Annotated in this window: 23 protein-coding genes; 7 read left to right on the top strand and 16 right to left on the bottom strand. The window is 44.6% G+C overall.

All coding sequences use genetic code 11. From position 1 onward, the window contains the following. Window positions 1–4: 4 nt before the first annotated feature. The gene (locus tag R7127_RS04560) at window positions 5–1,369 is read right to left on the bottom strand and encodes a sodium-dependent transporter (protein ID WP_033905531.1); all 1,365 of its coding nucleotides are present in this window, start codon (window positions 1,367–1,369) and stop codon (window positions 5–7) included. A gap of 378 nt (window positions 1,370–1,747) precedes the next feature. On the opposite strand from R7127_RS04560, the gene R7127_RS04555 reads away from it, so the two are divergent. After that, the gene (locus tag R7127_RS04555) at window positions 1,748–4,294 is read left to right on the top strand and encodes an Ig-like domain-containing protein (protein WP_033905532.1); all 2,547 of its coding nucleotides are present in this window, start codon (window positions 1,748–1,750) and stop codon (window positions 4,292–4,294) included. Window positions 4,295–4,384: 90 nt separating this feature from the next. On the opposite strand, the gene R7127_RS04550 is transcribed toward R7127_RS04555, so the two are convergent. Both R7127_RS04550 and R7127_RS04545 read right to left on the bottom strand, forming a co-directional pair. Then, window positions 4,385–5,128 carry a YggN family protein gene (locus R7127_RS04550; protein WP_005380283.1) on the bottom strand — a complete coding sequence of 248 codons (744 nt, stop codon included), beginning with the start codon at window positions 5,126–5,128 and terminating at the stop codon, window positions 4,385–4,387. A 61-nt stretch (window positions 5,129–5,189) separates the two neighbouring features. Further along, window positions 5,190–5,669, bottom strand: a complete 480-nt coding sequence (locus R7127_RS04545) for a GreA/GreB family elongation factor (RefSeq protein ID WP_005380280.1) — start codon at window positions 5,667–5,669, stop codon at window positions 5,190–5,192. A 76-nt stretch (window positions 5,670–5,745) separates the two neighbouring features. Here R7127_RS04545 and R7127_RS04540 point away from each other — a divergent pair, with 76 nt between their 5' ends. Beyond that, the gene (locus R7127_RS04540) at window positions 5,746–7,671 is read left to right on the top strand and encodes an ATP-dependent DNA helicase RecQ (RefSeq protein ID WP_033905533.1); all 1,926 of its coding nucleotides are present in this window, start codon (window positions 5,746–5,748) and stop codon (window positions 7,669–7,671) included. On the opposite strand, the gene dinB is transcribed toward R7127_RS04540, so the two are convergent. Further along, a complete protein-coding gene (gene dinB / locus R7127_RS04535) occupies window positions 7,668–8,732 on the bottom strand; it encodes a DNA polymerase IV (protein WP_025768236.1) in 1,065 nt (354 codons plus the stop codon). The genes R7127_RS04540 and dinB overlap by 4 nt on opposite strands. Before the next feature lie 76 nt (window positions 8,733–8,808). Further along, window positions 8,809–9,042 carry a DUF2789 domain-containing protein gene (locus tag R7127_RS04530; RefSeq protein ID WP_005380277.1) on the bottom strand — a complete coding sequence of 78 codons (234 nt, stop codon included), beginning with the start codon at window positions 9,040–9,042 and terminating at the stop codon, window positions 8,809–8,811. A gap of 187 nt (window positions 9,043–9,229) precedes the next feature. On the opposite strand from R7127_RS04530, the gene R7127_RS04525 reads away from it, so the two are divergent. Continuing rightward, the gene (locus R7127_RS04525) at window positions 9,230–10,447 is read left to right on the top strand and encodes a response regulator (RefSeq protein WP_005380276.1); all 1,218 of its coding nucleotides are present in this window, start codon (window positions 9,230–9,232) and stop codon (window positions 10,445–10,447) included. Between the two features lie 158 nt (window positions 10,448–10,605). Here R7127_RS04525 and nqrM read toward each other — a convergent pair whose 3' ends face one another. The 9 genes from nqrM to bolA form a co-directional block, all read right to left on the bottom strand. After that, complete coding sequence (gene nqrM / locus R7127_RS04520; protein ID WP_005380273.1) at window positions 10,606–10,839, bottom strand: (Na+)-NQR maturation NqrM; 234 nt, start codon at window positions 10,837–10,839, stop codon at window positions 10,606–10,608. A 22-nt stretch (window positions 10,840–10,861) separates the two neighbouring features. Further along, complete coding sequence (locus tag R7127_RS04515) at window positions 10,862–11,866, bottom strand: FAD:protein FMN transferase (protein WP_005380272.1); 1,005 nt, start codon at window positions 11,864–11,866, stop codon at window positions 10,862–10,864. 157 nt (window positions 11,867–12,023) lie between these two features. Beyond that, complete coding sequence (gene nqrF, locus R7127_RS04510) at window positions 12,024–13,247, bottom strand: NADH:ubiquinone reductase (Na(+)-transporting) subunit F (RefSeq protein WP_005380271.1); 1,224 nt, start codon at window positions 13,245–13,247, stop codon at window positions 12,024–12,026. Between the two features lie 33 nt (window positions 13,248–13,280). After that, the gene (gene nqrE / locus R7127_RS04505; RefSeq protein ID WP_005380270.1) at window positions 13,281–13,877 is read right to left on the bottom strand and encodes an NADH:ubiquinone reductase (Na(+)-transporting) subunit E; all 597 of its coding nucleotides are present in this window, start codon (window positions 13,875–13,877) and stop codon (window positions 13,281–13,283) included. Between the two features lie 7 nt (window positions 13,878–13,884). Continuing rightward, window positions 13,885–14,517, bottom strand: coding sequence for an NADH:ubiquinone reductase (Na(+)-transporting) subunit D (locus R7127_RS04500; RefSeq protein WP_005380269.1), 633 nt, complete (start codon window positions 14,515–14,517; stop codon window positions 13,885–13,887). Beyond that, the gene (locus tag R7127_RS04495) at window positions 14,517–15,287 is read right to left on the bottom strand and encodes a Na(+)-translocating NADH-quinone reductase subunit C (protein ID WP_005380267.1); all 771 of its coding nucleotides are present in this window, start codon (window positions 15,285–15,287) and stop codon (window positions 14,517–14,519) included. Before R7127_RS04495 ends, R7127_RS04500 begins: the two co-directional genes overlap by 1 nt. Further along, window positions 15,277–16,521, bottom strand: coding sequence for an NADH:ubiquinone reductase (Na(+)-transporting) subunit B (locus R7127_RS04490; RefSeq protein ID WP_005380265.1), 1,245 nt, complete (start codon window positions 16,519–16,521; stop codon window positions 15,277–15,279). The genes R7127_RS04495 and R7127_RS04490 overlap by 11 nt, the downstream gene beginning before the upstream one ends. Window positions 16,522–16,526: 5 nt before the next feature. Next, the gene (locus R7127_RS04485; RefSeq protein WP_005380264.1) at window positions 16,527–17,867 is read right to left on the bottom strand and encodes a Na(+)-translocating NADH-quinone reductase subunit A; all 1,341 of its coding nucleotides are present in this window, start codon (window positions 17,865–17,867) and stop codon (window positions 16,527–16,529) included. Between the two features lie 473 nt (window positions 17,868–18,340). Further along, window positions 18,341–18,649, bottom strand: coding sequence for a transcriptional regulator BolA (bolA, locus tag R7127_RS04480; RefSeq protein WP_005380262.1), 309 nt, complete (start codon window positions 18,647–18,649; stop codon window positions 18,341–18,343). Window positions 18,650–18,892: 243 nt separating this feature from the next. On the opposite strand from bolA, the gene R7127_RS04475 reads away from it, so the two are divergent. The 4 genes from R7127_RS04475 (at window position 18,893) to R7127_RS04460 (ending at window position 22,618) form a co-directional block, all read left to right on the top strand. Then, window positions 18,893–20,047: a methyltransferase gene (locus R7127_RS04475; RefSeq protein ID WP_033905535.1), complete on the top strand. Its 1,155-nt coding sequence runs from the start codon at window positions 18,893–18,895 to the stop codon at window positions 20,045–20,047. Window positions 20,048–20,079: 32 nt separating this feature from the next. Continuing rightward, complete coding sequence (locus R7127_RS04470; protein ID WP_005380259.1) at window positions 20,080–20,649, top strand: YajG family lipoprotein; 570 nt, start codon at window positions 20,080–20,082, stop codon at window positions 20,647–20,649. Next, a complete protein-coding gene (locus R7127_RS04465) occupies window positions 20,649–21,194 on the top strand; it encodes a peptidylprolyl isomerase (RefSeq protein ID WP_005380258.1) in 546 nt (181 codons plus the stop codon). The genes R7127_RS04470 and R7127_RS04465 overlap by 1 nt, the downstream gene beginning before the upstream one ends. Before the next feature lie 71 nt (window positions 21,195–21,265). Next, window positions 21,266–22,618, top strand: coding sequence for an AmpG family muropeptide MFS transporter (locus R7127_RS04460; protein ID WP_005380257.1), 1,353 nt, complete (start codon window positions 21,266–21,268; stop codon window positions 22,616–22,618). A 63-nt stretch (window positions 22,619–22,681) separates the two neighbouring features. Here R7127_RS04460 and R7127_RS04455 read toward each other — a convergent pair whose 3' ends face one another. Next, window positions 22,682–23,341, bottom strand: a complete 660-nt coding sequence (locus tag R7127_RS04455; protein ID WP_318141923.1) for a ChrR family anti-sigma-E factor — start codon at window positions 23,339–23,341, stop codon at window positions 22,682–22,684. Beyond that, the gene (locus R7127_RS04450) at window positions 23,338–23,922 is read right to left on the bottom strand and encodes an RNA polymerase sigma factor (protein WP_213895567.1); all 585 of its coding nucleotides are present in this window, start codon (window positions 23,920–23,922) and stop codon (window positions 23,338–23,340) included. The genes R7127_RS04455 and R7127_RS04450 overlap by 4 nt, the downstream gene beginning before the upstream one ends. Window positions 23,923–23,928 lie beyond the last annotated feature (6 nt).

Genomic DNA, 23,928 nt, shown 5'->3' with positions numbered 1-23,928 from the left:
TCGGTTAGCCAAATGAAGCCCAGATGACTGTCGCCACAAGAATTGGACATACAAACTTCACATACGCAGGCCATAACTTACCAAACCAACCTTGCGTAAACTCCGGGCAACCTTGCTCAAGCTCTTTGATTTTTGAGTTGCGATTCCATACCCAACCACCAAATAAGCAGAATAAGAGCGCAGCGGTTGGTTGTAGATACTGAGTAGCAACCGTCGCGACCATACCAAACAGAGCGCCAAAGTTATAAACAATCACCACACTGAACAAGGCAATGAGACCACCTAAAACCCAGCTCGTTGCGCTGCGCTTAGTATTGAAGCGCTCACTCACTAAAGCCACTGGACACTCTAACATTGAAATGGAGGACGTTAGCGCCGCAATCGTCAGCAATAAGAAGAACACAATAGAGAACAATTGACCAAGCAAACCTAAGCTATCAAACATCAATGGCAATACGGTAAATACCAACGTATCAGAGCTTAATAGAGAGCCATCTTCTGCATAGATCTGAACGCCTTTTTGCATTGCCACAAACATCGCTGGCATCACCACTAATCCTGCAATGAAAGCAACGGCAGTATCTACCATGGTCACGTTCATCGCCATCTTTGGTAGGTTCTCTTTCTTACTCAAGTAAGAGCCATAAATCAGCATTGAACAGCCACCGATCGTAAGCGAGAAGAAGCCCTGTCCCATTGCAGCAAGAATCAACTTGCGGTCCCATACCTTTTCAAAATCCGGCACTAGGTAATGTTTCAGACCTTCCATCGCACCGTTTTGCGTCATGATGTAAGCAAATAGCAGAGCAAACAGAACAAACAATGCTGGCATCAAACGTGTGGACCACTTCTCAATACCTTGTTTTACGCCACCTTGTACGATGAGAATCGTCAGTACATAAAAAGTAATGGTTCCGAACAAGTTACGTTCAACACTAAAGCCCTTTAGCCATTGAGTTGCAGCTTCTAACCCCATTAGATCTGTGATTGCACCCAGTAAAAAGCAGATCAACCAACCACCAACAATTGAATAAAACGCTAAGACAGCGCTTGGTACGCTTAAACCAATCCAACCCACAATGCCGCCGAGTTTTTTACCGGTAGGGTTATCTGTGATTGCACGCATACTGTCTACAGGGTTGGCTTGACCATGGCGACCAATCGCCATTTCAACCACCAGCATCGGAAATGCGACGATAAGAATCATCACCAAATAAACTAACAGGAAAGCACCGCCACCATTACTGGCTGCTTGAGTTGGGAAGCCCCAAATATTGCCAAGGCCAACTGCGGCACCTGCGGCAGCTAAGATGAACCCGAGACGAGAGCCAAAATGCTCGCGAGGCTGAGAAGAGGTTTGCTGTGTCATACTACTCACACAAAAATATCATTGAACTAGCTAACTAGTACACTATAGCAATATTCACTATTCAACAAGAGCACCTCGGTTAAATCCTCGACAGTTGAAACAATTTGTAGTCATTCAGCTTGTAAATTTTAACGTACATCTCATATTCATCGCTCAAAAGCCTCGCGACTGTTGTTCGTTTTACGTGGCTGAATTTTACCAATCCTTCTGCCGTGAAGTGAGCCGAAAAATAATGAGCTCTGGTGTAAGGGACGAACTGTTCCTCGTGATACTGTGTCGAAAAGCAGAATATTGTGCTTCGCTTTTTCCCCCTAATGTCTATTTATCAGCTAGTTATTACTCTGTTCTCATTTATACCCATGATTCAAGGAGAGGAAAATGAAGGTCACCCTACTTCACGGAGCGATGGTTGTAGCACTCAGCGCCAGCTACCAAGCTCAAGCCTATAACTGTCAAAGTTTACCCGACTGGGACAGCACTGCGACTTATACATCGGGCGCTTTAGTAAAAACGCAAGGAGCCGCTTATGAGGCTGCATATTGGACGCAAGGCAATGATCCCGTGACCAACTCAGGATCTTGGGAAGCATGGAAAGCGTTAGGGCAATGTGATGGTGGAAGCAACAATTTATCACCAACGGTGTCGTTCTCCTCTCCAATAAACAACGCACAAATTCCCGAAGGCAGTGCGATCACTTTGTTAGCCAACGCAACTGACGAAGATGGCCAAATCACACAAATTGAGTTTGTTGCAGGCAACCAAACCGTTGCTGTGGTAACTCAAGCACCATTCGAAGCTTCTTGGACAGCTATTGAAGGGATCTCGCAATTGACCGCAATTGCGACAGATAATGAGGGAGCTGTTAGCACCACGACGATTTCTATCCAAGTTCAACCACAAGTCGAATTACCGCCACCAAGCATTTCATTGACAAGCCCAGTAGGCACAGAAGTGCTTAATGTAGGCGATAACCTAACCGTAGCCGCTCAAGCTGACGATATTGATGGTGTGGTCACACAAGTTGAGTTCTTCGTAAACAATCAATCTGTCGCCATTGATACTAGCGCACCTTACGAATATCAATGGACCGCTAGTCCAGGTACATACTCGTTCAAAGCACAAGCGACTGATGATACAAACCTCGCAACGATGAGCCAAGAAGTAGCGCTGGTTATTAGTAATTCAGAAACCGGAACGGGCGGATGTGCAGATGCAGTACCTTATGTGGCAGGCACAAGTTATCAAGCTGGCGACCTGATTTCTCACTTCAACCAAAAATATCGTTGTGATGTTGCTGGTTGGTGCTCCTCGGATGCGACATGGGCTTACGAGCCTGGTGAAGGGCTATACTGGCAAGATGCTTGGAGTGGCCTAGGTGCTTGTTCGACACCACCGCAAGTTACCATTACGGCACCAACGGATGGACAAGTCGTGCTCGCTGGCAGCAATAACGAAATCACGGCAAACGCAAGCGATGCTGATGGCACAGTCACGCAAGTTGAGTTTTTTGCGAACAACACCAGCTTAGGGGTCACCACTCAAGCGCCATATTCCGTTACTTGGAACGCCACACTTATTGGCGCTAACCAGCTTAAAGCCGTCGCAACCGATAATGATAACAACACGTCAGAGTCCCTGGTTGGTGTGGAAGTCAGCGATAAAGATTTGGTCGTCTCTCTGACTTCACCAAGCAGCGGTCAAACCGTCGGATTAGGCAAAAGTCTCGCATTAAGCGCCGATGCAACGTCTTTAACTTCAGGCATTAAACACGTTGATTTCATGATCAACGGCTCTATTGTTGCAACCGATACCACAGCACCTTACACAGCCAACTGGACACCAACTGCACTTGGTAACTTTACAGTTAGCGCCCAAGCTGTGGATTTGTCAGGAAGCAATGCACTGTCTGACGCCGCAGCAATAACGGTGGTTGAGCAAGTAGAGAAACGCCATAACCTCATCGGTTACTGGCACAATTTTGTAAATGGTGCGGGCTGTCCAATTCGTCTAGCAGATATGGCAGATGCTTGGGATGTGATTGATATTGCCTTTGCTGAAAATGATCGCAACAGTGATGGCACTGTGCACTTTAATCTATATTCAGGCGATATTTACAGCGATTGTCCAGCACTCGATCCAACACAATTCAAGCAGGACATGGCAGCGCTTCAAGCTAAAGGTAAGAAGTTTGTTCTCTCTCTTGGCGGCGCAGAAGGCACGATTACGCTGAATACCGACCAAGATGAAGCCAACTTTGTCTCTAGCCTAACAGGTCTTATCGCTGAGTGGGGCTTTGATGGTCTAGATGTGGATTTAGAGAGTGGTTCTAACTTAGTTCATGGCTCGCAAATTCAAGCTCGCCTTGGTCGTGCTTTGCTTCAAATAGAGCAAAACATGGGTGGAGATATGTACCTAACCATGGCGCCTGAGCACCCTTATGTTCAAGGCGGCTATGTGGCTTACAGCGGTATTTGGGGAGCTTACATTCCTGTGATAAACGAGACACGCAGCACGCTCGACTTGCTTCACGTCCAGTTATATAACAACGGCGGTTTGCCAAACCCATACCTGCCAGGCAGTGCACCAGAAGGCTCTGTGGATATGATGGTAGCGCAATCTAAAATGCTTATCGAAGGTTTTGAGTTGGCCGACGGCACTCAATTTGCACCATTGCGCGATGATCAAGTCGCAATCGGTTTACCTTCAGGTCCTAGCTCGGCAAATTCAGGGCAGGCTCCAACACAGAATATTATCAACGCACTAGATTGTTTAACCAAAGGCACTTCATGTGGCACCGTAAAACCAGCGTACCATTACCCGAATTATGCAGGAGTAATGACATGGTCTATCAACTGGGATCAGCATGATGGCTTTAACTTCTCAAAACCTGTCGGCGATAAACTCACCGAGATGAATGCGCAATAAGCTATCAAAGAATAAGCGAGTAAAACGCAAAGAGAGCACAATAGTGCTCTCTTTCTTTATCTCATCGAGTTTTTGCTTTTTAATGAGTAATTAAATCGTAAATACTCGGTAATCTTTTAGCTCAGGGATTTTCTTCAACAGATCGTTTTCTTGCCCTGCCATGTCATCCAGCGAATCGCACAAGTCTTCTGCTTGTTGTTCTACCTCTTTTGAATGCTCGGCTAAACGCTCTTCTACTTTCGCGCTGAGTTCAGCCATACTCTCTGATAATGCAGTGAGGTTTATCCCTCCCTCTTCCTTCATTTTTTTCGATAAAGCATCCAACGAACTGGCTAAAAACTCTTTATTGAAGATCTCTTGTGCTTTTGCAAAGTCTTCAGTCCACCCTTGTGTCATAGACTCAAAACTCTCCGCAGGCAGGATGAAATCACCATCTTTGTAGTAACGTGATTCAACATCAGCGAAAAAGTCCTTTACTGCGACTTTTACATTATCAAACGCACCAGGTGCATCGAGGCTTTCCGCAACATCATCAATAATATCATTCGCAAGCGCTAAACCATCACTCGCCAATTGCTTTGCTTGTGGAATATACGCGTTCATTTTTTCGCGATAGTCTTCAATTGCCGCTTTTTGGTCGGCATTGAGTTCAATTAGCTCACCTTTGATGAAGAGGTTGTTATCCTCATCCACGACAGCTTTATCACCTGTCGTTTGGCGAATTTCCAAGCTTTGCCCATCCATACGGACTTCATTATTGATGTCCACACGACACTGCGCTGCATAACCAGTAGCACTGACCATCAGCAATGAGAGTGTAAAAAGCTTTTTCATGTCATTCTCTTTTATTTAACATTACTCGTGTTAAACATAACACTGAGTGATACATGAGATGTCAGCAAATCGTCACGACTTCGTAACAAGTTGTTTTATCTCCTATTTTCACGTCAACCTCATCACCCTCTTCTTTCCCGAACAACGCTCGACCCAGAGGAGATTTGGCTGTTAAGACAAAGACTTCCAGAGTCTGATATTGAACAGTCAAACCACCAGAGCAAGGGCCTACAAAGAAGTGCTTTTCGATCAAATTCTCATCTGCGAGAACAACGTAAGCACCAACACCAACAGGCGCATTCTTAAAGTTACGAGTCACTAAAGAACGATATTGACGCAACTCCTCTTCACTATCTTGAATTCGCATGGCTTGTCCATGAGCAAGATACGCGGCTTCAAGTGCCAATGTATCGTACTTGTGCTCGGGAACAGTTTCTTCATCTGTGGCGGCATCGATAGCTCGCTGAGCCGATGAATGGGCAACTTGAAGTTTTTCTTCCAGATGTTGGATGATAATTTGGACTAAGTCAGCTTTGTTCATACTTTTAGGACGCGCGTTTAGTATTCGGGGTGTGTTAATGTAGCCAAGTTTACCATCAAAGAAAGGTTTCCCTATTATGCAAAGTGACTCGCTGCATCAAACACTTCAATCTGTATTTGGTTTTGACTCATTACGCCAAGGTCAGCAACCCGTTATTGAAGCCGTTATGAATGGTTACTCTGCTGCGGCAATCTTTCCTACAGGCTCGGGGAAGTCACTCTGTTATCAACTACCTGCAACCATATTACCCAACCTTACGTTGGTGATCTCTCCGTTGTTGGCGTTAATGAAGGATCAACTGAGCTTTTTACAAAGTAAAGGAATCGCGGCCGCTTCTATCGATAGCAGTCAAAGTAGAGAAGAAGCACAACAGGTCATGGCTGGCGTGAAGAATGGACAAATCAAAATCTTGATGATTTCTGTTGAGCGACTAAAAAATGAGCGTTTTCGTGAATTCATTCGCCAAGTACCGATTTCTTTGATGGTCATTGATGAAGCGCACTGTATTTCCGAATGGGGGCATAACTTTCGTCCAGATTATCTCAAACTACCGCAATATCAACGTGAACTGAACATCCCACAGTCTTTACTTCTCACCGCAACGGCAACGCCTGCAGTTATTGAAGACATGCAAAAAAAGTTCGATATTTCCAGTGAACATATTACCGTTACAGGCTTCTACCGCTCTAATCTGGATATCTCGGTGATCCCGTGTGAGGAAACAAAGAAACAAGAACAGCTCAGTGAGATCATCGCCTCTTCACCTAAGCTTCCGACCATCGTATACGTGACGCAGCAGCAAACAGCAGAACGAGTAGCAAAGTCATTAATCCATATTGGCATTAACGCTCACGCATACCACGCTGGCATGAAAAGCGACGTTCGTGAACAAATCCAACAGCAGTTCATGGATGGCCAAATTGACTGTATTGTTGCAACGATTGCATTTGGTATGGGGGTCGATAAATCTGATATTCGACGCGTCATTCACTTCGACTTACCCAAATCAATCGAGAACTACGCACAAGAGATTGGACGTGCAGGCAGGGACGGGCAACGCTCGGAGTGCATTCTGCTAGGCAATACGTCCGGCCTAACGGTGTTGGAGAATTTTGTCTATGGTGACACACCAGAATTTACGTCAATTAACTATGTAGTCGAGCAAGCGAAAGAACATGCTCCACAATGGGAGGTAGTGCCACTGCGTTTGTCGCGTGAAAGTAATATCCGCCAATTGACACTCAAAACCTTGTTGGTTTATTTGGAGCTACATAACGTCATTGAAGCAAAGTACAGTTACTTTGCGGAATATCGGTTTAAGTTTTTGCACGATCAGCAATTTATTGTGAATCAATTTCAAGGCGAGCGACGTCAATTTGTGGAGGCTATTTTTTCCTGCTCACAAAAAGCCAAAGTGTGGTGCCAAGTTGATCTAGAAGCGCTATGGATGAACTATCAATCGGAACGCAGCCGAGTTGTCGCAGCGCTCGACTATTTTCACCAGAACGGCTGGATAGAACTAGAGAGCAAACAACTGACGGACGTGTACTCAGTTATGCCAACCAAACAGAGCTCGGATGTTTTAATCCAACAACTGTATGAACTGTTCCAATCCAAAGAAAGCAAAGATATCGAAAGAATCCACACCATGCTGCACTTGTTCCAGTCCGAGCACTGTTTGAGCTCACAATTGGCGAACTACTTTGCGGATCACGATGCACCAAAGCAATGTGGTCACTGCTCCGTGTGTCGTGGTCACGTCGCCACATTCACAGCACCAGAACCTGAAGATATTGAACAATCTCAAGTATCGATATGGGCGCGGGAGTTTATTCAGCTTTCCCCATCGGCCATCAGTAATGATGCCGTTGCTCGCTTCTTGTGCGGAATCAGCACTCCTTTGATTAGCCAGCTAAAAGCCTCAAAGCTAGCAGGTTATGGTGCAATGGCAAATGTAAGTTTTGAGCAGGTATTAACGCAGGTAGAAACGGTAAGGGCCTAAAAAAAGCTCAATTGACGCGCTTGGTCTTCGGGCTTGAGCATCACGTTCAAGCCTAAAAGGCGAATTTCCCGTCCATTTTGGCGTTTAAGAATATCTCTTAGCAAGATCTTGAAGTCCTCAAGCTCTAATTGCGGATGGATGTGCTCAATTGTTGTCAGTTGAAAGTCGGCAAATTTGACTTTAATACCTTGTTTAATAATCGACTTATCTGGGCTTGCACGCTCTAAACGTTTCTCGAGTTCAGGATAAAGTTTCTCCTCAATCACTTGCCAACATTCATCATAGGTTGCGATGTTCTGGCTGAATGTCCTTTCCACACCGACGGACTTTCTCTCGCGCTCAACAACGACTTCTCGATTATCAATTCCATGGCTTCGCTGCCATAAGGAGGCACCCTGACGACCAAACTGCCTCAACAACTCTCGATAGTCACTGTTTTTAATGTCCTCACATCGATAAAAACCGGCTTGGTGGAGCTTCTCAAGACTCACCTTCCCCACACCAGGAATGTTCTCTAGCGGAAGACTATCGATAACCTCTTGGACTTTCTCTGGCGGAATCACAAACTGACCGTTGGGCTTGTTCATGTCTGACGCGACCTTGGCAAGAAACTTTATCGGAGCAATGCCCGCCGATGCCGTCAACCCAAGTTCACTCCAGATATCGCGGCGAATTGACTCTGCGATCAACGTAGCGGAGCCACGGCAAGCTGTCGAGTCCGTGACATCGAGGTATGCTTCATCCAATGAGAGAGGTTCAATGATAGGCGTATAACGCTCAAAAATAGCACGAATCTGCTGAGAGACTTGCTTATATACATGCATTCTACCGGGCACAACCAACAAATGAGGACAGAGTTGCAGCGCGCGCGCCGTTGACATTGCACTGCGAACACCATATTTACGCGCATCATAATTACAGGTGCTAATCACTCCACGCTGCTTTTCATGTCCGCCAACAGCGAGTGCAATGCCACGGTAACTGGGGTTATCTCTCATCTCTACGGCAGCATAAAAACAATCCATATCGACATGAATAATTTTTCTAATTCGATCTGACATAGCCATCAAAGCACTGTTCAAAAAAACAGTATAAATCAAATCTACCTGAAGAGAAATGGGCGTGTTTAAGCGAACGTCAATCTCGAAGCATTACGTCCAATTGATCGACTAATTCGGCCCAATCTGCATCTTCTTCGATGGCTTGTTTTAGAAAGTTCGCCTGTGACATCGTCCAAAAGCTAGCTTCATGTAAAGGCGCAGAATCTCTTTTGTGTCGATGTTGATTAATAAAATCTTTCATTTCTTGAGGAGAGCTACCGAGACCCAGTTGTTGAAATAGCTCAGCCATACCATGTTGATGCATTTCCATACTACTTTCTCCCTACGTTAGCTAAACATAATTATATAACTAAGACAGGAATAATGATGTGATGTTAACGGATGCGTGTCAAACATTTGAGTAGTTGTTCTACTTTTGGTTGACATGTGTTTTTTGATGGCGATAAGTTTAATTTTAGTTATCATTGATTTTAAACAATTAATTTTGGGGACTGCGCTTGAGTAATAAGATTCTGGTTGTTGAAGATAGTCGTGCATTTAAAAACTTTCTTTGCCAAACAATAAGCCAAGCTGGTTATGAGGTCATCGCAGCGGAAAGCTACGCGGAGGCAAAGAACTTGTTATCTTCAGCACAGGACCTCTTCTGTGCGGTTTTAGACTATTGTTTACCGGATGCTCAAGATGGCGAGATTATTGACCTCGTTTTGGAACATGGTCATCGTGTCATTGTTTTAACGGCTCGATTTCAAGAAGACACTCGCGAAAAGATGCTTGCAAAAGGTGTCCTCGACTATATTTTGAAAGACAGCATGGCGTCCGTTTCCTATCTATTACCACTCCTCAAGCGACTAACCAACAATCAACAACACAAATGTTTAGTCGTTGATGATTCACACACCGTAAGAAGACACATTGCCCAACTTTTGGAGCATCAATATATTCAGACGTTGGAAGCTGACAATGGGCAAAAAGCCCTAGAGCTTGTCGAGCAAAATCCAGATATCACTCTCGTTTTAACCGACCATGATATGCCCGTTAAAGATGGCATTACTATGGTGCGTGAATTACGTCGGAAGTGGGATAAAAATCAATTAGCCATTCTCGGCTTGTCGGGTAGTAACTCTAAGACCATGACGGCTAGGTTTCTAAAAGCAGGGGCCAATGACTTTTTATACAAGCCATTTAATCAAGAAGAATTTTTTTGCCGTATTCACCAACTGTTAGATATCAAAGACGCAACATCTGAACTGTTTAAAATGGCAAATCAAGATGCGCTAACGGGCTTATGGAACCGCCGCTTTCTGTTTGAGCAACCCCATGTAGAAAACGCTCAAAGAAACATCGCGATGCTTGATATCGATTTCTTTAAGCAAGTAAATGATACACACGGACATGAGGGCGGCGATGCAGTGTTAGTCATGATAGCGAATATTCTAAAAATCTATTTTCCAAATGATATTGTCGCTAGGCTTGGTGGCGAGGAGTTTTGTATTCAAGCCAGTGGCGACTATGACGGCTTTCTAACACGCTTAGAACAAATGAGACAGCGCATAGAAAAAACGCCAATAACTTATTTGGACAAAAACATTCTTGTGACCGCGAGTATTGGTGTAAGCAACATCGAGGGGGAGCTGGAACAACAAATAAAAGTGGCGGATGAGCGACTTTACATGGCCAAAGAGAACGGACGTAACCAAATCATTTCTTCGTCCTAATGACTATCAGTGTGGTCTTGCTCTGTAACATGAGAGAAAGAAACAACAAAACACGGTATTGGGCTCTTTCTCGGACATCTGAGCTTTGGTTAGCTGCCTAAAAATAAAGCTCAGCAGAACGCTGAGCTTTATCACTTTCTTAGTACGATTAACCAATACTAAGCAATTCTATCTTTTTCCCACGCCGCCAATTTCTCAGCACGCGCAGCCTCGCGCGCTTCACGTTTTTTACGCGCATCGCAGGGTTCTGGACAATTACACACTTTTTCGATGCCAACTGCCCCTAAGCCACCACAGCTACCTTTCACGACTTTCTTTTGGAAAATGTATCCGACAGCCATTGCAGTGATTACCGCGACAAACACAGCAAAGGTAATTAGAAATGTATTCATAAAAACATGCTCACTTCTGTTGTTATTTCTTCATGAATGGCTTGTATGCTTCCGAAGCCAACTCTTTAAAACCATCTTCCGTTTTCACAATCATGAAAACAGGAATATTATTTTCGTTCGCAATTGCCATGCCTTTGTCTTCACCTAGCACCATAAGACCAGTTGCAAGACCATCAGCAGTCATCGACGATTTATCTAATACCGTTACAGACACCACTTTATGATGAATTGGTTTGCCTGTTCGTGGATTAATAATATGAGAGTATCTCACACCATTACTCTCAAAGTAATTACGATAGTCACCACTTGTTGCAATTGCCATGTCGCCTGGTTCAATAATTTCTTGAATTGAACGTTCATCAACGGTCGGTTTTTCAATTGCGATACGCCAAGGCACACCTTCACGATTGACACCTTTGAGACGCATTTCACCGCCAACTTCGACCATAAAGTTCTGTACCCCTTCAGATTGAAGGTAGTCAGCAACCACGTCAACCCCCCAACCTTTCGCAATCGTCGATAGGTCGACGTACAAGTTAGGAAGGTCTTTGGACAGTGTATTACCATCAACAGATAGGTGGTGAATACCGGTATTTGCTTTGCGAGCAGCGAGTTCTTCATCGGTTGGAACTACATCTGGACGAGCTTCTGGACCAAACCCCCACAGGTTAACTAGAGGGCCGACCGTCACATCCAATGCACCTAAAGTAAGACCGTTAAGGCGAATTGCTTCTTTCACTACCGTTGCAGTTTGTGTCGAAACTGTAAATGGCTCGCTCGTTTGATGCTGATTAAAACGACTTAACTCTGAGTCGTCACGATAGGTCGACATTTGGTCATTAACCTCTTCCAATAAGCGATCAATTTCTGTCTGCATCGCTTTTGGCGTTGGAATACCATCTTGCTCGATATACTTGATGTTGTAAGAAGTCCCCATGGTAGGGCCACTTAAATGAATTTGATCGGCAGGCTGCTCACAGCCAGCCAAAATCAATAGAGAAGCAAATGCAACAAGCCACTTTTTCACTTGTTAACTCCCAATGTTGTTGAATTGATATGGGAAATAGGATCAATCCTTTCAATCCGATTACCTATATCAACTGTTGAGTATCAGTTTTATGTCTATAAAAAATAATGGCTAGCTCTCTTGGAGAGCTAGCCATAGATTCAATCACTTGGAGGAATTAACCACCGAAGTCATCTAGTAGGATGTTTTCATCCTCTACACCTAGATCTTTTAGCATGCCGATTACAGCAGCGTTCATCATAGGTGGACCACACATGTAGTATTCACAGTCTTCTGGCGCTTCGTGATCACGTAGGTAGTTCTCGTAAAGAACGTTGTGAATAAAGCCAGTGTAACCATCCCAGTTATCTTCTGGAAGTGGATCAGACAGTGCACAGTGCCATACGAAGTTGTCATTCTCAGCTTGTAGCATATCGAAGTCTTCTACGTAGAACATTTCACGCTTAGAACGTGCGCCGTACCAGAAAGACATCTTACGCTTAGAGTGCAGACGCTTAAGTTGGTCGAAGATGTGTGAGCGCATTGGAGCCATACCAGCACCACCACCAACGAATACCATTTCTGCATCTGTATCTTTCGCAAAGAACTCACCAAATGGACCAGAAATAGTACACTTGTCGCCTTCTTTTAGAGACCAGATGTACGAAGACATGATGCCTGGTGGTACGTCTGGGTTGTTCGGCGGCGGAGTTGCGATACGAACGTTAAGCATGATGATACCGTGCTCTTCTGGGTAGTTAGCCATAGAGTATGCACGAATGGTCTCTTCATTAACTTTAGACTCGTAACGGAAAAGGTTGAACTTCTCCCAGTCTTCACGGTATTCCTCAGGAATATCGTAGTCTGCGTATTTCACGTGGTGAGCAGGAGCTTCAATCTGGATGTAACCACCAGCACGGAAAGGTACTGATTCGCCATCTGGAATTTGTAGCTTAAGCTCTTTGATGAATGTCGCTTTGTTATCGTTAGAGATAACAGTACATTCCCACTTCTTAACGCCGAAGATTTCTTCAGGAAGCTCGATATCCATGTCAGTTTTCATTGCAACCTGACACGCTAGACGCTCACCTTCACGCGCTTCACCTTTAGTAATATGGTCAAGCTCGGTTGGTAGGATGTCGCCACCACCTGATTTAACTTTTACGCGACACTGACCACATGAGCCACCGCCACCACAAGCAGAAGATACGAATACGCCAGCACCTGCTAGAGCACTCAGTAGCTTACCACCTGGTTGTGTAACGATCGCCAGAGAAGGGTCATCGTTCACAGAAATTGTAATGTCACCTGTTGGTACAAGCTTAGACTTAGCGAAAAGAATCACTAGTACTAGTGCTAGTACGATCAGAGTAAACATCACTACACCAAGAATAATGTCCATTGACTATTCCTTAATTGTTGCGGTTTACCCGACTTACAGTTGAACACCAGAGAAAGACATAAAGCCTAACGCCATAAGACCTACAGTGATAAATGTGATACCAAGACCACGTAGACCTGGAGGTACGTCAGAGTACTTCATCTTCTCACGGATACCTGCAAGAGCAACGATTGCTAGCATCCAGCCCACACCAGAGCCGAAACCGTAAACGATCGATTCAGCAAAGTTGTAGTCACGTTGTACCATGAAAGATACACCACCGAAGATTGCACAGTTTACTGTGATCAGCGGTAGGAAGATGCCTAGCGCGTTGTACAAAGGTGGGAAGAAACGGTCTAGGACCATCTCTAGAATCTGTACAAGTGCTGCAATTACACCGATAAAGGTGATGAAGTTTAGGAAGCTAAGGTCCACGCCCTCAACTAACGCGTTCTCTCTCAGAACTAGGTTGTATACCAGGTTGTTCACAGGAACAGCGATAGTCAGAACTACCACAACTGCAACACCTAGGCCGAAAGAGGTCTTAACCTTCTTAGATACGGCAAGGAAAGTACACATACCTAGGAAGAAAGACAGAGCCATGTTTTCGATGAAAATCGATTTAACTAACAGACTAATGTAATGTTCCATGACGTCCTTACTCCTTCGCTTCTACTTGTTCTGGTTTCAGAATACGGATTACCCAGATAAGGAAGCCGATTAGGAAGAATGCTGATGGTGCTAGTAGCATTAGGCCGTTAGGCTGGTACCAACCACCGTTGCTCACTAGAGGTAGAACTTCTAGACCAAATAGTTTGCCTGAGCCAAATAGCTCACGGAAGAAACCTACAGTGATAAGAACGAAGCCGTAACCTAGACCGTTACCAATACCGTCAATAAGAGATGGTACTGGCGCAGACTTCATTGCGAATGCTTCAGCACGACCCATTACGATACAGTTAGTGATAATCAGACCAACGAATACAGATAGCTGTTTAGAGATATCGTATAGGTAAGCTTTTAGCACTTGGTCTACCACGATTACTAACGATGCGATGATTGCCATCTGAACGATGATACGCACACTGTTAGGAATGTGGTTACGGATCAATGAAACAGAGAAGTTAGACAACGCAGTTACAAATGTTACCGCTAGTGTCATTACAAAAGCTGTTTCTAGTTTAGTTGTTACTGCAAGAGCAGAACATACACCAAGAACTTGTAGCGCGATTGGGTTGTTATCCAACACTGGCGCTAGGATGCTCTTTTTAACGTTTTGTGCACTAGACATTAGTTAAGTTCTCCGTCACGAACTTTTGCTAGGAAAGGACCAAAGCCCATATCACCTAACCAGAAGTCAAATGTGTGTTGAACACCATTACTAGTGAGCGTCGCTCCTGATAGGCCATCAACACCGTGCTCAGAACCTTGCGGTGCGCCGCCTTTCACGACCTTAATCGCTGGCTGGTGATCTTCATTGTACAATTTCTTGCCAATGAATTGATCGCGCCATGAAGGGTTCTCTACTTCACCACCAAGTCCAGGAGTTTCACCTTGCTCGTAGTAAGTAATAGCAGACACAGTGTTACCATCAGTTTCAACGGCTACAAAGGCATACATCATCGACCATAGTCCTTTACCGTGCATAGGCAGGATAACTTTTTGGACTTCATCTTGATCTTTTACAAGGTACACCACTGCTGTATTCGCGCGACGACGGATATCAGCTACGTCTTCTTCTGGTGTCAATGCGATTGAACGTTCTGCATCTTTTGATGCTTCACGTTGATCGTACGTAGATGCATTACCCTCAGTAAAGTTACCTGTTTCAAGGTCTACTAGACGAGGTTCGATGTACTCAGCAAATAGCTCTGGTACTTTCTTACCGTTTGCGTCAATGCCTGCAACTTCAACGATCTTTGATTGCTTATCTAGGACAGCGTTAGCTTTTTGCTTATCACGCAGACCTACTGCTGCTGTTGATACGATGATTGAACAAACAAGGCTCAACCCGATAACAACACCCAGCGTCTTTTTAATGCTGTCGTTATTACTTGCCATAGCGTGCTAGTCTCCGCTTGATGTTCTTCTCAATCACTACATGGTCGAACAGAGGTGCGAATAGGTTCGCGAATAGAATCGCCAGCATCATACCTTCTGGGTACGCTGGGTTAACTACACGGATCATCACACACATTGCACCAATCAGGATGCCGTACCACCATTTACCTTTGCTAGTAAATGACGCTGATACTGGGTCCGTTGCCATGAAGAACATACCGAATGCAAAACCACCTAGAACTAGGTGCCAGTGCCATGGCATATTAAACATTGGATTAGTGTCAGAACCGATCACGTTAAACAGAGTCGATACTGCGATCATACCGATCATCACACCCGCAATGATGCGCCATGAAGCGATTCGCATGTAAACGATCATCGCTGCACCGATCATTAGAGCTAGAGTCGATACTTCACCAATAGAGCCAGGGATGTTACCGATGAACGCGTCCATCCAAGTGATAGGAGCGCCAGTTACTGTGTTAACTAGAGCACCGTTACCACCTTGAGCCCATTGGCTAAGAGCAGTTGCACCAGAGAAGCCGTCAGCTGCAGTCCATACTACGTCACCCGAAATTTGTGCTGGGTAAGCGAAGAATAGAAATGCACGACCTGCAAGTGCAGGGTTAAGGAAGTTACGACCTGTACCACCGAAGATCTCTTTTGCTACAACAACACCAAATGTGATACCTAGTGCCGCTTGCCATAGAGGTAGCGTTGGTGGAACGATAAGTGCGAATAAGATAGAAGTTACAAAGAAACCTTCGTTAACTTCGTGTTTACGCACCATACAGAACAACACTTCCCAGAAGCCACCAACAATAAATACTGTTGCGTAGATTGGCAGGAAGTAAGTCGCACCTAGTAGCATCTTACTGCCAACACCCGCTTCCGCACCGATAGTGCCGCCAAGCATTTCTGTTAGCCAGTAGTGCCAGTTACCTGCGATAACTGTCGCTAGTTGGTCACCAGCGTACATGTGGTTAAGTGCTGCAATAGCTTGGCCACCTGCGTTGTACATACCCCAGAACATTGCTGGGAATACCGCAAACCAAACCATGATCATGATACGTTTTAGGTCAACGCTATCACGAACGTGCGAGCTTTTATTTGTTACGATACCTGGGGTGTAAAAAACTGTTGCTACAGCTTCGTACAGGGCAAACCATTTTTCGTGTTTGCCACCAGGCTCAAAATGATGCTCGATGTCTTCAAGAAACTTTTTAAGAGCCATGAAAATTACCCTTCCTTCTCGATAGTATCTAGGCATTCACGAAGTAACGTACCGTACTCGTACTTACCTGGACATACAAAGGTACACAATGCTAGATCTTCTTCATCCAGTTCAAGCGCACCCAGTGCTTGAGCACTGTCTGTGTCGCCGGCACATAGATCACGAAGCAGCAAAGTAGGCTCCATATCTAGAGGCATTACGCGTTCGTAGTTGCCAATTGGAACCATTGAACGATCACTACCATTGGTCGTCGTTGTCATATTGAACAACTGACCTTTGAATACGTGACCAAGGAAAGAGCGAGTTACCGAGAACTTATTCTTACCAGGCATTGCCCAGCCAAATAGTTCTTTTTCACGGCCTTCACGTAATACAGAAACCTGTTGATGGTAACGGCCAAGGTATGCGTGTGGACCAGTTGCATGTGTACCTGTTAGTACTGAACCAGAGATCACACGAACTTCGCCAGGCATCAGCTCGTTATCTGTTAGGTCATCTAAGCTTGCACCCATTACGGTACGGACTAGACGAGGGTTATTCACAACTGGGCCAGCTAGAGACACAACACGATCTGTGCATAGCTCACCAGTTAGGAACAGCTTACCGAACGCGATAACGTCTTGGTAGTTGATGCTCCATGCCACATTCTCTGCATTTACTGGGTATAGGAAATGCATGTGGGTGCCAGCAAGACCTGCTGGGTGAGGGCCATCGAAGACGTGTTCTTCTACGTTAGACTGTGAAGAGCGTGGCAAGCTAGTGCCAGATTTACATACGTAAACCTTGCCTTCTGTCAGGGCTGAAAGAATGTCTAGACCAGCAATGAATGCTTCTTGTTGCTCATTAATGATCAACTCAGGCTTAGCTGCTAGTGGATTAGTATCCATTGCAGTTACGAAAATAGCCTTAGTAGAAGACTCGATTGCAGGAACCTTGCTAAACGGACGAGTACGTAAAGCGGTCCATAAGCCAGAGTCAACCAACTGAGTCTTGATCACTTCACGATCTAGACCTGAAAGTTGAGCGGCTTCGAACTTATCAAATGTCACCTGCTCTTCACCTGCCACTTCAATCACTACAGATTGAAGGACACGTTTAGCGCCACGGTTAACTTCGATCACTTTACCGGCTGCTGGTGCAGTAAATTTCACGCCTGGGTTCTTTTTATCTTCAAAAAGAACTTGCGCTTTTTTCACTTCATCACCAACGCGGACATGCATGGTAGGTCGCATGCCAACGTACTCTTCGCCAAGCAAGGCGACTTTTTTGATGGTCTTACCATCATTAATCACCTGGGATGGAGTTCCTGCGATAGGAAGATCCAAGCCCTTCTTTATTGTAATCATACGCACTTGCACTACTTTTATCGGGAAAAAGATTCTTTTGATTGCGTAACTTTTAGACACGACATCAGTGTCCGGTTTTGATGTTGTTTTAAACATCAAAATCGCAACATCCTATTAAAAATCTCGTCACAAGGAATACGCGAGATTTATCAGGTGCCGTAGTCTAGCATTTTTTAGGAACTTGATGCCATGATCAATCATTAGAATAGAGGGGTTATTTCGGTAGAATCAGGTCTAAAAGGTCAAAGAATAGTCATAACTTTGACCCATCGCACAAATGCCATATTCCATACATATCTTATGGAAAAGTGATATTCATCGCCTGAAATATTCTGCAATTTCCATTCATTTGTTGAAACACTGTTAACACATTTTTTAACCAGAATTTGTGCCACGTTAACGTCCCTAAAGAATGTAAAACGAAAAAAGATGGCCTTAAGCCACCTTTCTCTGCACCTTTATATCTTGCGTTTTTAGTGACCACCACCCATACACATCGGGCTATCAGGGGCGCCATCTTGTTCACGCTTCCACTCTTCATCAGTATATGTATGAATAGCTAATGCATGAATGTGGTTGTCCAGTTCATCTGCCAAAATTTGATGAACTTGACGATGGCGCCCAATCAAACGCTGTCCCGCGAACGAATCACTCACAACAATCACTTTGAAATGACTCTCTGAGCCTGGTGGCACATTATGCATGTAGCTCTCATTAATGACTTTGAGATAGCTGGGTTGCAGCTCACTGTGTAGTTTCTTCTCTATGATTTCTTGGATCATATTCGTTCCTCATTGATGCGAATTCCATAAGTATATACCTAAGTAAAGCAGACATGCATCACTCAAACGTCACTCTCATTATTGACGCACTTTGTAGACATATTGTCTCAAGGCGCTCGACTCCATGAGCATGCCTAGAGAGCAGCCATCACTGAACTCGTAAAATTTGACAGCTTTTTGTATCTCGACACGTCATCATTTGCGACAATAACACTTAATTTCTAAATCAACTTACATTTAGCTATGAAAACCGAACTGAACCTTCACGAGCGAAGCTTAACACTTCATCGTTTCCCAAAACGTAGTAACGAAACGCTACAAGCGTGGGATGCCGGTGATGAGTATCTTATTAATCATGTTGAAGAGCTTGCTTTGCCAGACAATCAAAACATCCTCGTGATTAATGACAGCTTTGGTGCCCTCTCCTGCTGGTTTTCGGAAAAGCACCATGTAACGCTAATGAGTGATTCATTCATCTCACATAAAGGTGCACAGCAAAATCTCGAGCAAAACCAGTGCAATAAAGTAGCGCTTGCCACCACGATGGACCTCGTTCCTGCCAATATTGATCTCGTCTTGCTGCAACTGCCCAAAAGTAACCGCCATCTAGTGTGGATACTAAGCCAATTAAGAAAGGCGCTACCGGCTTCCTGCCCCGTCATTGCAGTCAATAAAGCGAAAGACATTCATACTTCGACGCTAAAACTGTTTGAAAAATACTTAGGCGAAACAAAAACATCTTTGGCCTGGAAAAAGCACAGATTGGTGTTTTCTCAAGCAACAGTTGAGCCTCCGATTGAAGTAATGCCTTTCACGACTTGGCGCGTTGATGGCGAAGATATCGAACTCAAGAACATGCCAAATGTCTATTCAGGAGAAAGTTTAGATTTAGGTGCACGCTTTATGCTGCAGCACCTGCCTCAAGACCCTTCGATAGACAATGTCATCGACCTCGGCTGCGGCAATGGTGTTTTGTCTGTTAAATTTGGTCAGTTGAATCCAAATGCTCGGCTAACATGTGTTGATGAAAGCTTTATGGCGCTTGAGTCGGCAAAACAGAACCTACTCGACAACCTTGGTGAAAATAGAGACATACAGTGCATAGCAAACAATTGCTTGGACGGTTTTAAACACAGCAGCAGCTCTATGGTTATGTGTAATCCACCGTTTCATCAACAACAGGCAATCACCGATCATATTGCTTGGCAAATGTTCTGCGATGCTAAACAAGTATTAAGTGAAAATGGCCGTTTACTGGTTATCGGAAATCGTCACCTCGGGTACGACGCAAAACTCAAACGTCTGTTTGGCGATAAAAATGTGAAACTTATCGCTTCCAACAATAAGTTTGTGATTTTACAGGCTACAAAAAATCCTGCTAAATTAAGCGCAAAATAAGCTTTAGCAAAATAGTTAAAAGGAATAATAAAATGAGAAAATTGGTACTTGCGGCTTCGGTTGCGTTGCTTGCTGCGTGTTCAGCCCCTCAACAACCTCAGCTGAACCTGATGCCAGAAAGCACATTGAGCACCAATCCAATTGTTCAAGGCAAGACTTACAGTTTGACCAGCAAAGATGTACGTGCAGCGCAGTACGTGGCGTTGGTGGATAACGGCCGTTCGAACATTCTTCCTCTTCATGCTAAACAGAATTTACGTATTGCGTTAGAAGAAGCATTAGAGAAGCAATTCTCATCTCAAGGTTTCCATGCGGATCTAAACAGCAACAACGCGATTGAATTGAGCGTTCAAGAAGCGTTGGTCAACGTGAAGCATTCGGTGATGGAAAATGAGATGGATGCTAAAGTTGTGCTGGAAATCACAGCAGAGACACCTGAGGGCAAGCTAGTCAAAACTTATACAGGTACAGCAAAGCGATCTGGCACATTGAGTGCTTCTGATGCCGATATTGAAGAGACATTGAATGATGTGGTGACATTGACGCTTAAAGAGATTGCCAATGACCCTGAGCTTCGTCAATACATGCAGGAGCGTTTCTAATGTTACGCAAAGCGATTCTGTCTTTAGCATTACTCAGCTGCAGCGTTTGGGCTGGACCAAAAGTAGCGTTTGAAACGACACTTGGCTCATTTACGGTTGAGTTAAACGAAGAGAAAGCACCTATCACTGTCGCTAATTTTCTGAAATATGTAGAAGATGGGAGCTACGAAGGTACTATTTTTCATCGTATTATCCCAGGCTTCATGGCACAAGGTGGCGGCTTTAACCAAGATATGCAGATGGTGAAAACATACGCGCCAATCAAAAACGAAGGAAATAATGGTCTAAACAATGACCGTGCTACCATCGCCATGGCACGAACTAATGCACCAAACTCTGCAACTCGTCAGTTTTTCGTCAACTTAGTCGACAATGACTTTCTCAACTATGGCGCTCGACCACCAGGTTATGCTGTATTTGGTGAGGTTACTGAGGGGTTCGACGTTATCCAGAAAATGGCTCAGCAGCCGACCACGACAGTAGGCCGAATGCGTGATGTACCAGAGACGCAAATCGTCATCACCAAAGCTACACTACTTAAATAGCCAAAACGATAAGCCCTTTGAATAATCGAAGGGCTTTCTCTTTCAACGGCTTCATTTTATTGGATTGATTTATGTCTTCATTACCTTCCATCACTTGGTTGGAAACGGTAAAAAGTTACCTCGATAAACGACTCATGTGGGTTTTCATGCTGGGCTGCTCTAGCGGCTTTCCGTGGGTTCTTATCGGTTCAAACATGTCAGGTTGGCTAAAAGATGCCGGCTTGACCCTCTCCGCAATTGGCTATTTTGGTAGCGTTTTTGCGGTCTATGCGATCAACTTTCTGTGGGCACCTCTGGTTGACCGCGTGAAGCTGCCAGTCCTCTTTAGACTGCTGGGGCAAAGACGTAGCTGGATTTTCTTTTGCCAAAGTATCGTACTCGTCGCTACCCTATTTATTGCCGGCGTTAATCCAGCGGAAAACTTGGTGTTTGCGTCACTACTCGCCTTGTGCATTGCAACGGCTTCAGCGACACAAGACATCGCAATTGATGCTTTTCGTATTGATACTTTCCCAAAGTCAGAAGAGTCTAAACTGCCTCAAGCTTCTGCAATGGCGGTCATTGGCTGGTGGACAGGTTATTCACTACCGGGTTATTTAGCGTTTGTTAATGCTGACAGTGTCGGTTGGAATGGTGTGTACTACGGGATGGCGGTGATAGTCGGCATTCTAATGGTCTTTACGATTTTAGTCGGTGAACCGAAGACTCAACGCGAACAACTTCAGTCTGCCGCTGAACAACGCCACAAAGAAGTGGTTGGTTCAAAAGTCGTAGCTTGGTTTACCGTGACTGTTGTAGAACCTTTCCTTGATTTCTTTAATCGCAATGGCGTCCGTGTCGCGATTACTCTGTTGCTGTTCGTTTTCCTATTTAAAATTGGCGAAGCGTTTTTGGGCAGGATGTCGATCGCGTTCTATAAAGATATTGGTTTTAGCAATGAACAAATTGGCTATTACTCCAAACTGATTGGTTGGGGAGCCACCATCTTCTTTACTTTTGTCGGAAGCATGTTCAACGTTAGGTTTGGTATTGTACGTGGATTAATGATCGGCGGTATTGCTATGTCTGCCAGTAACTTGATGTTTGCATGGATTGCTTCGGTAGGCCCAAACGAGCACTTGTACTTAGCCACGATTATTGTCGATAACTTTACGACTGCTTTCTCAACTGTCGCTTTTGTTTCATTTTTGACGATTCTAACCGGGCAAGCATTTTCGGCAACTCAGTATGCGTTGCTTGCCTCTCTAGGAAACTTCGGACGGACGACTCTTGCTTCTTTCAGTGGCGAGCTAGTGGATTATCTTAATGATTGGAGCACATTCTTCGTGCTTACCGCTGTCATGGTCGTGCCAAGCTTGATTATGTTGTACTCGCTACGACATTACTTTGATGCTCTATTGGAAAAAGCACGTCACAAGCATTAACGAAGCATATAAAAAACCACCGAATTCGGTGGTTTTTGTTTTGCGATATATAAGATAAGAGGTCTATGGGTATAACCCTTTACCAAACATATTAAATATACGTGCCACGCCTTGAGTAAAGATCATCGGCTCAGTCAATACGGTTAAACACAAGCAGTCTTCTCCGGCCTTAGTGTAAGGGCTATGCTTCACTGATGCGTCTCTAATCATCAAATCGCCTTCTTCATATTGGCCATCCTCGTCACTAAATCCGCCATGTAGGATCAATGTAGACTCCAGGCCTTTGTGCGTATGTTGAGGAATTTGCACATCTTCCCCGATGTACATTAAGCTGACACGAGCGTCTTCCCCTAGGTCAATCTGAGCACTGAAAACCTTGCCTCCGTAACTTCTCCATGACCCTACGAGGTCAGAGAAACGCGCTAGAGTTTTAGGAAGAGCGAAACTTTTTCCTGCCACATTAACAGCAGCAGGGTCGCGGATCACGATATTATCAGTCGCTGGCTCCGCATTGATGATGTCATTAAACATGTCGTCAAATTCAGAAACATACTCAGAAGGTATGTCACTTACGATGTTCGCTTGACTTGCTTCGACTTGGTTCACATAAGCTCGGCACTTGGTGCATGTTTCTAAATGGGTTGCGACCACAAGACCAGAAACTGCATCAATCCTTCCCGAAGCGTATGCTTCTAACAAGCTGTTATCTGGGTGTTTGTTCATAGTTGCTCCGTATGCATTGAATGCCTTAGCTTTTCTACTGCAAGCCTCAGCCTGGATTTTACAGTACCGAGGGGTATATCAAATAATTCCGCGACCTGTTGATGAGGTAGCTCTTCAAGATATACCGCTTGTAAAACATCTCTCTGGTTTTTCGGTAATATATCTAAAAACTTAACCACCTGTTCTTTCAACATATCTTGCTCTGGTGAATAGTGATCAACAAGATCAGGTGGATAATACTCTGACGGCCAAATGTCATCAGAATGAATGTGTAATTCCTTACCTTTCTGTTTTCTCAGCACATCAAAACAAAGGTTTCGGATTATGGTATATATCCAAGTCGATAACGCGCTCTTTTCACCATCATAGAGGTGCGCTTTCTGCCAAACTGTCGCCATGGTCTCTTGCACCATCTCCATAGCAACTTGCTCATTACCAACATGTTTGTAAGCGAATTGCTTCAGCTTGGGTGCGTAAAAACGGAATACAAAAGCGAACGCGTCTTTGTCTCGAGCCTTCACTTTATCCATGTAATCGTTCCAATCACTGCGCCCCAGTTTTTTCGGGCTATCACTCATCATAATCGG

Origin of the sequence: Vibrio sp. 1159 (assembly GCF_033340395.1) — a bacterium.
Lineage (GTDB): Bacteria > Pseudomonadota > Gammaproteobacteria > Enterobacterales > Vibrionaceae > Vibrio > Vibrio alginolyticus.
The sequence above is the reverse complement of the archived record's forward strand: the minus strand, read 5'-3'. Positions and strand labels throughout refer to the sequence as shown.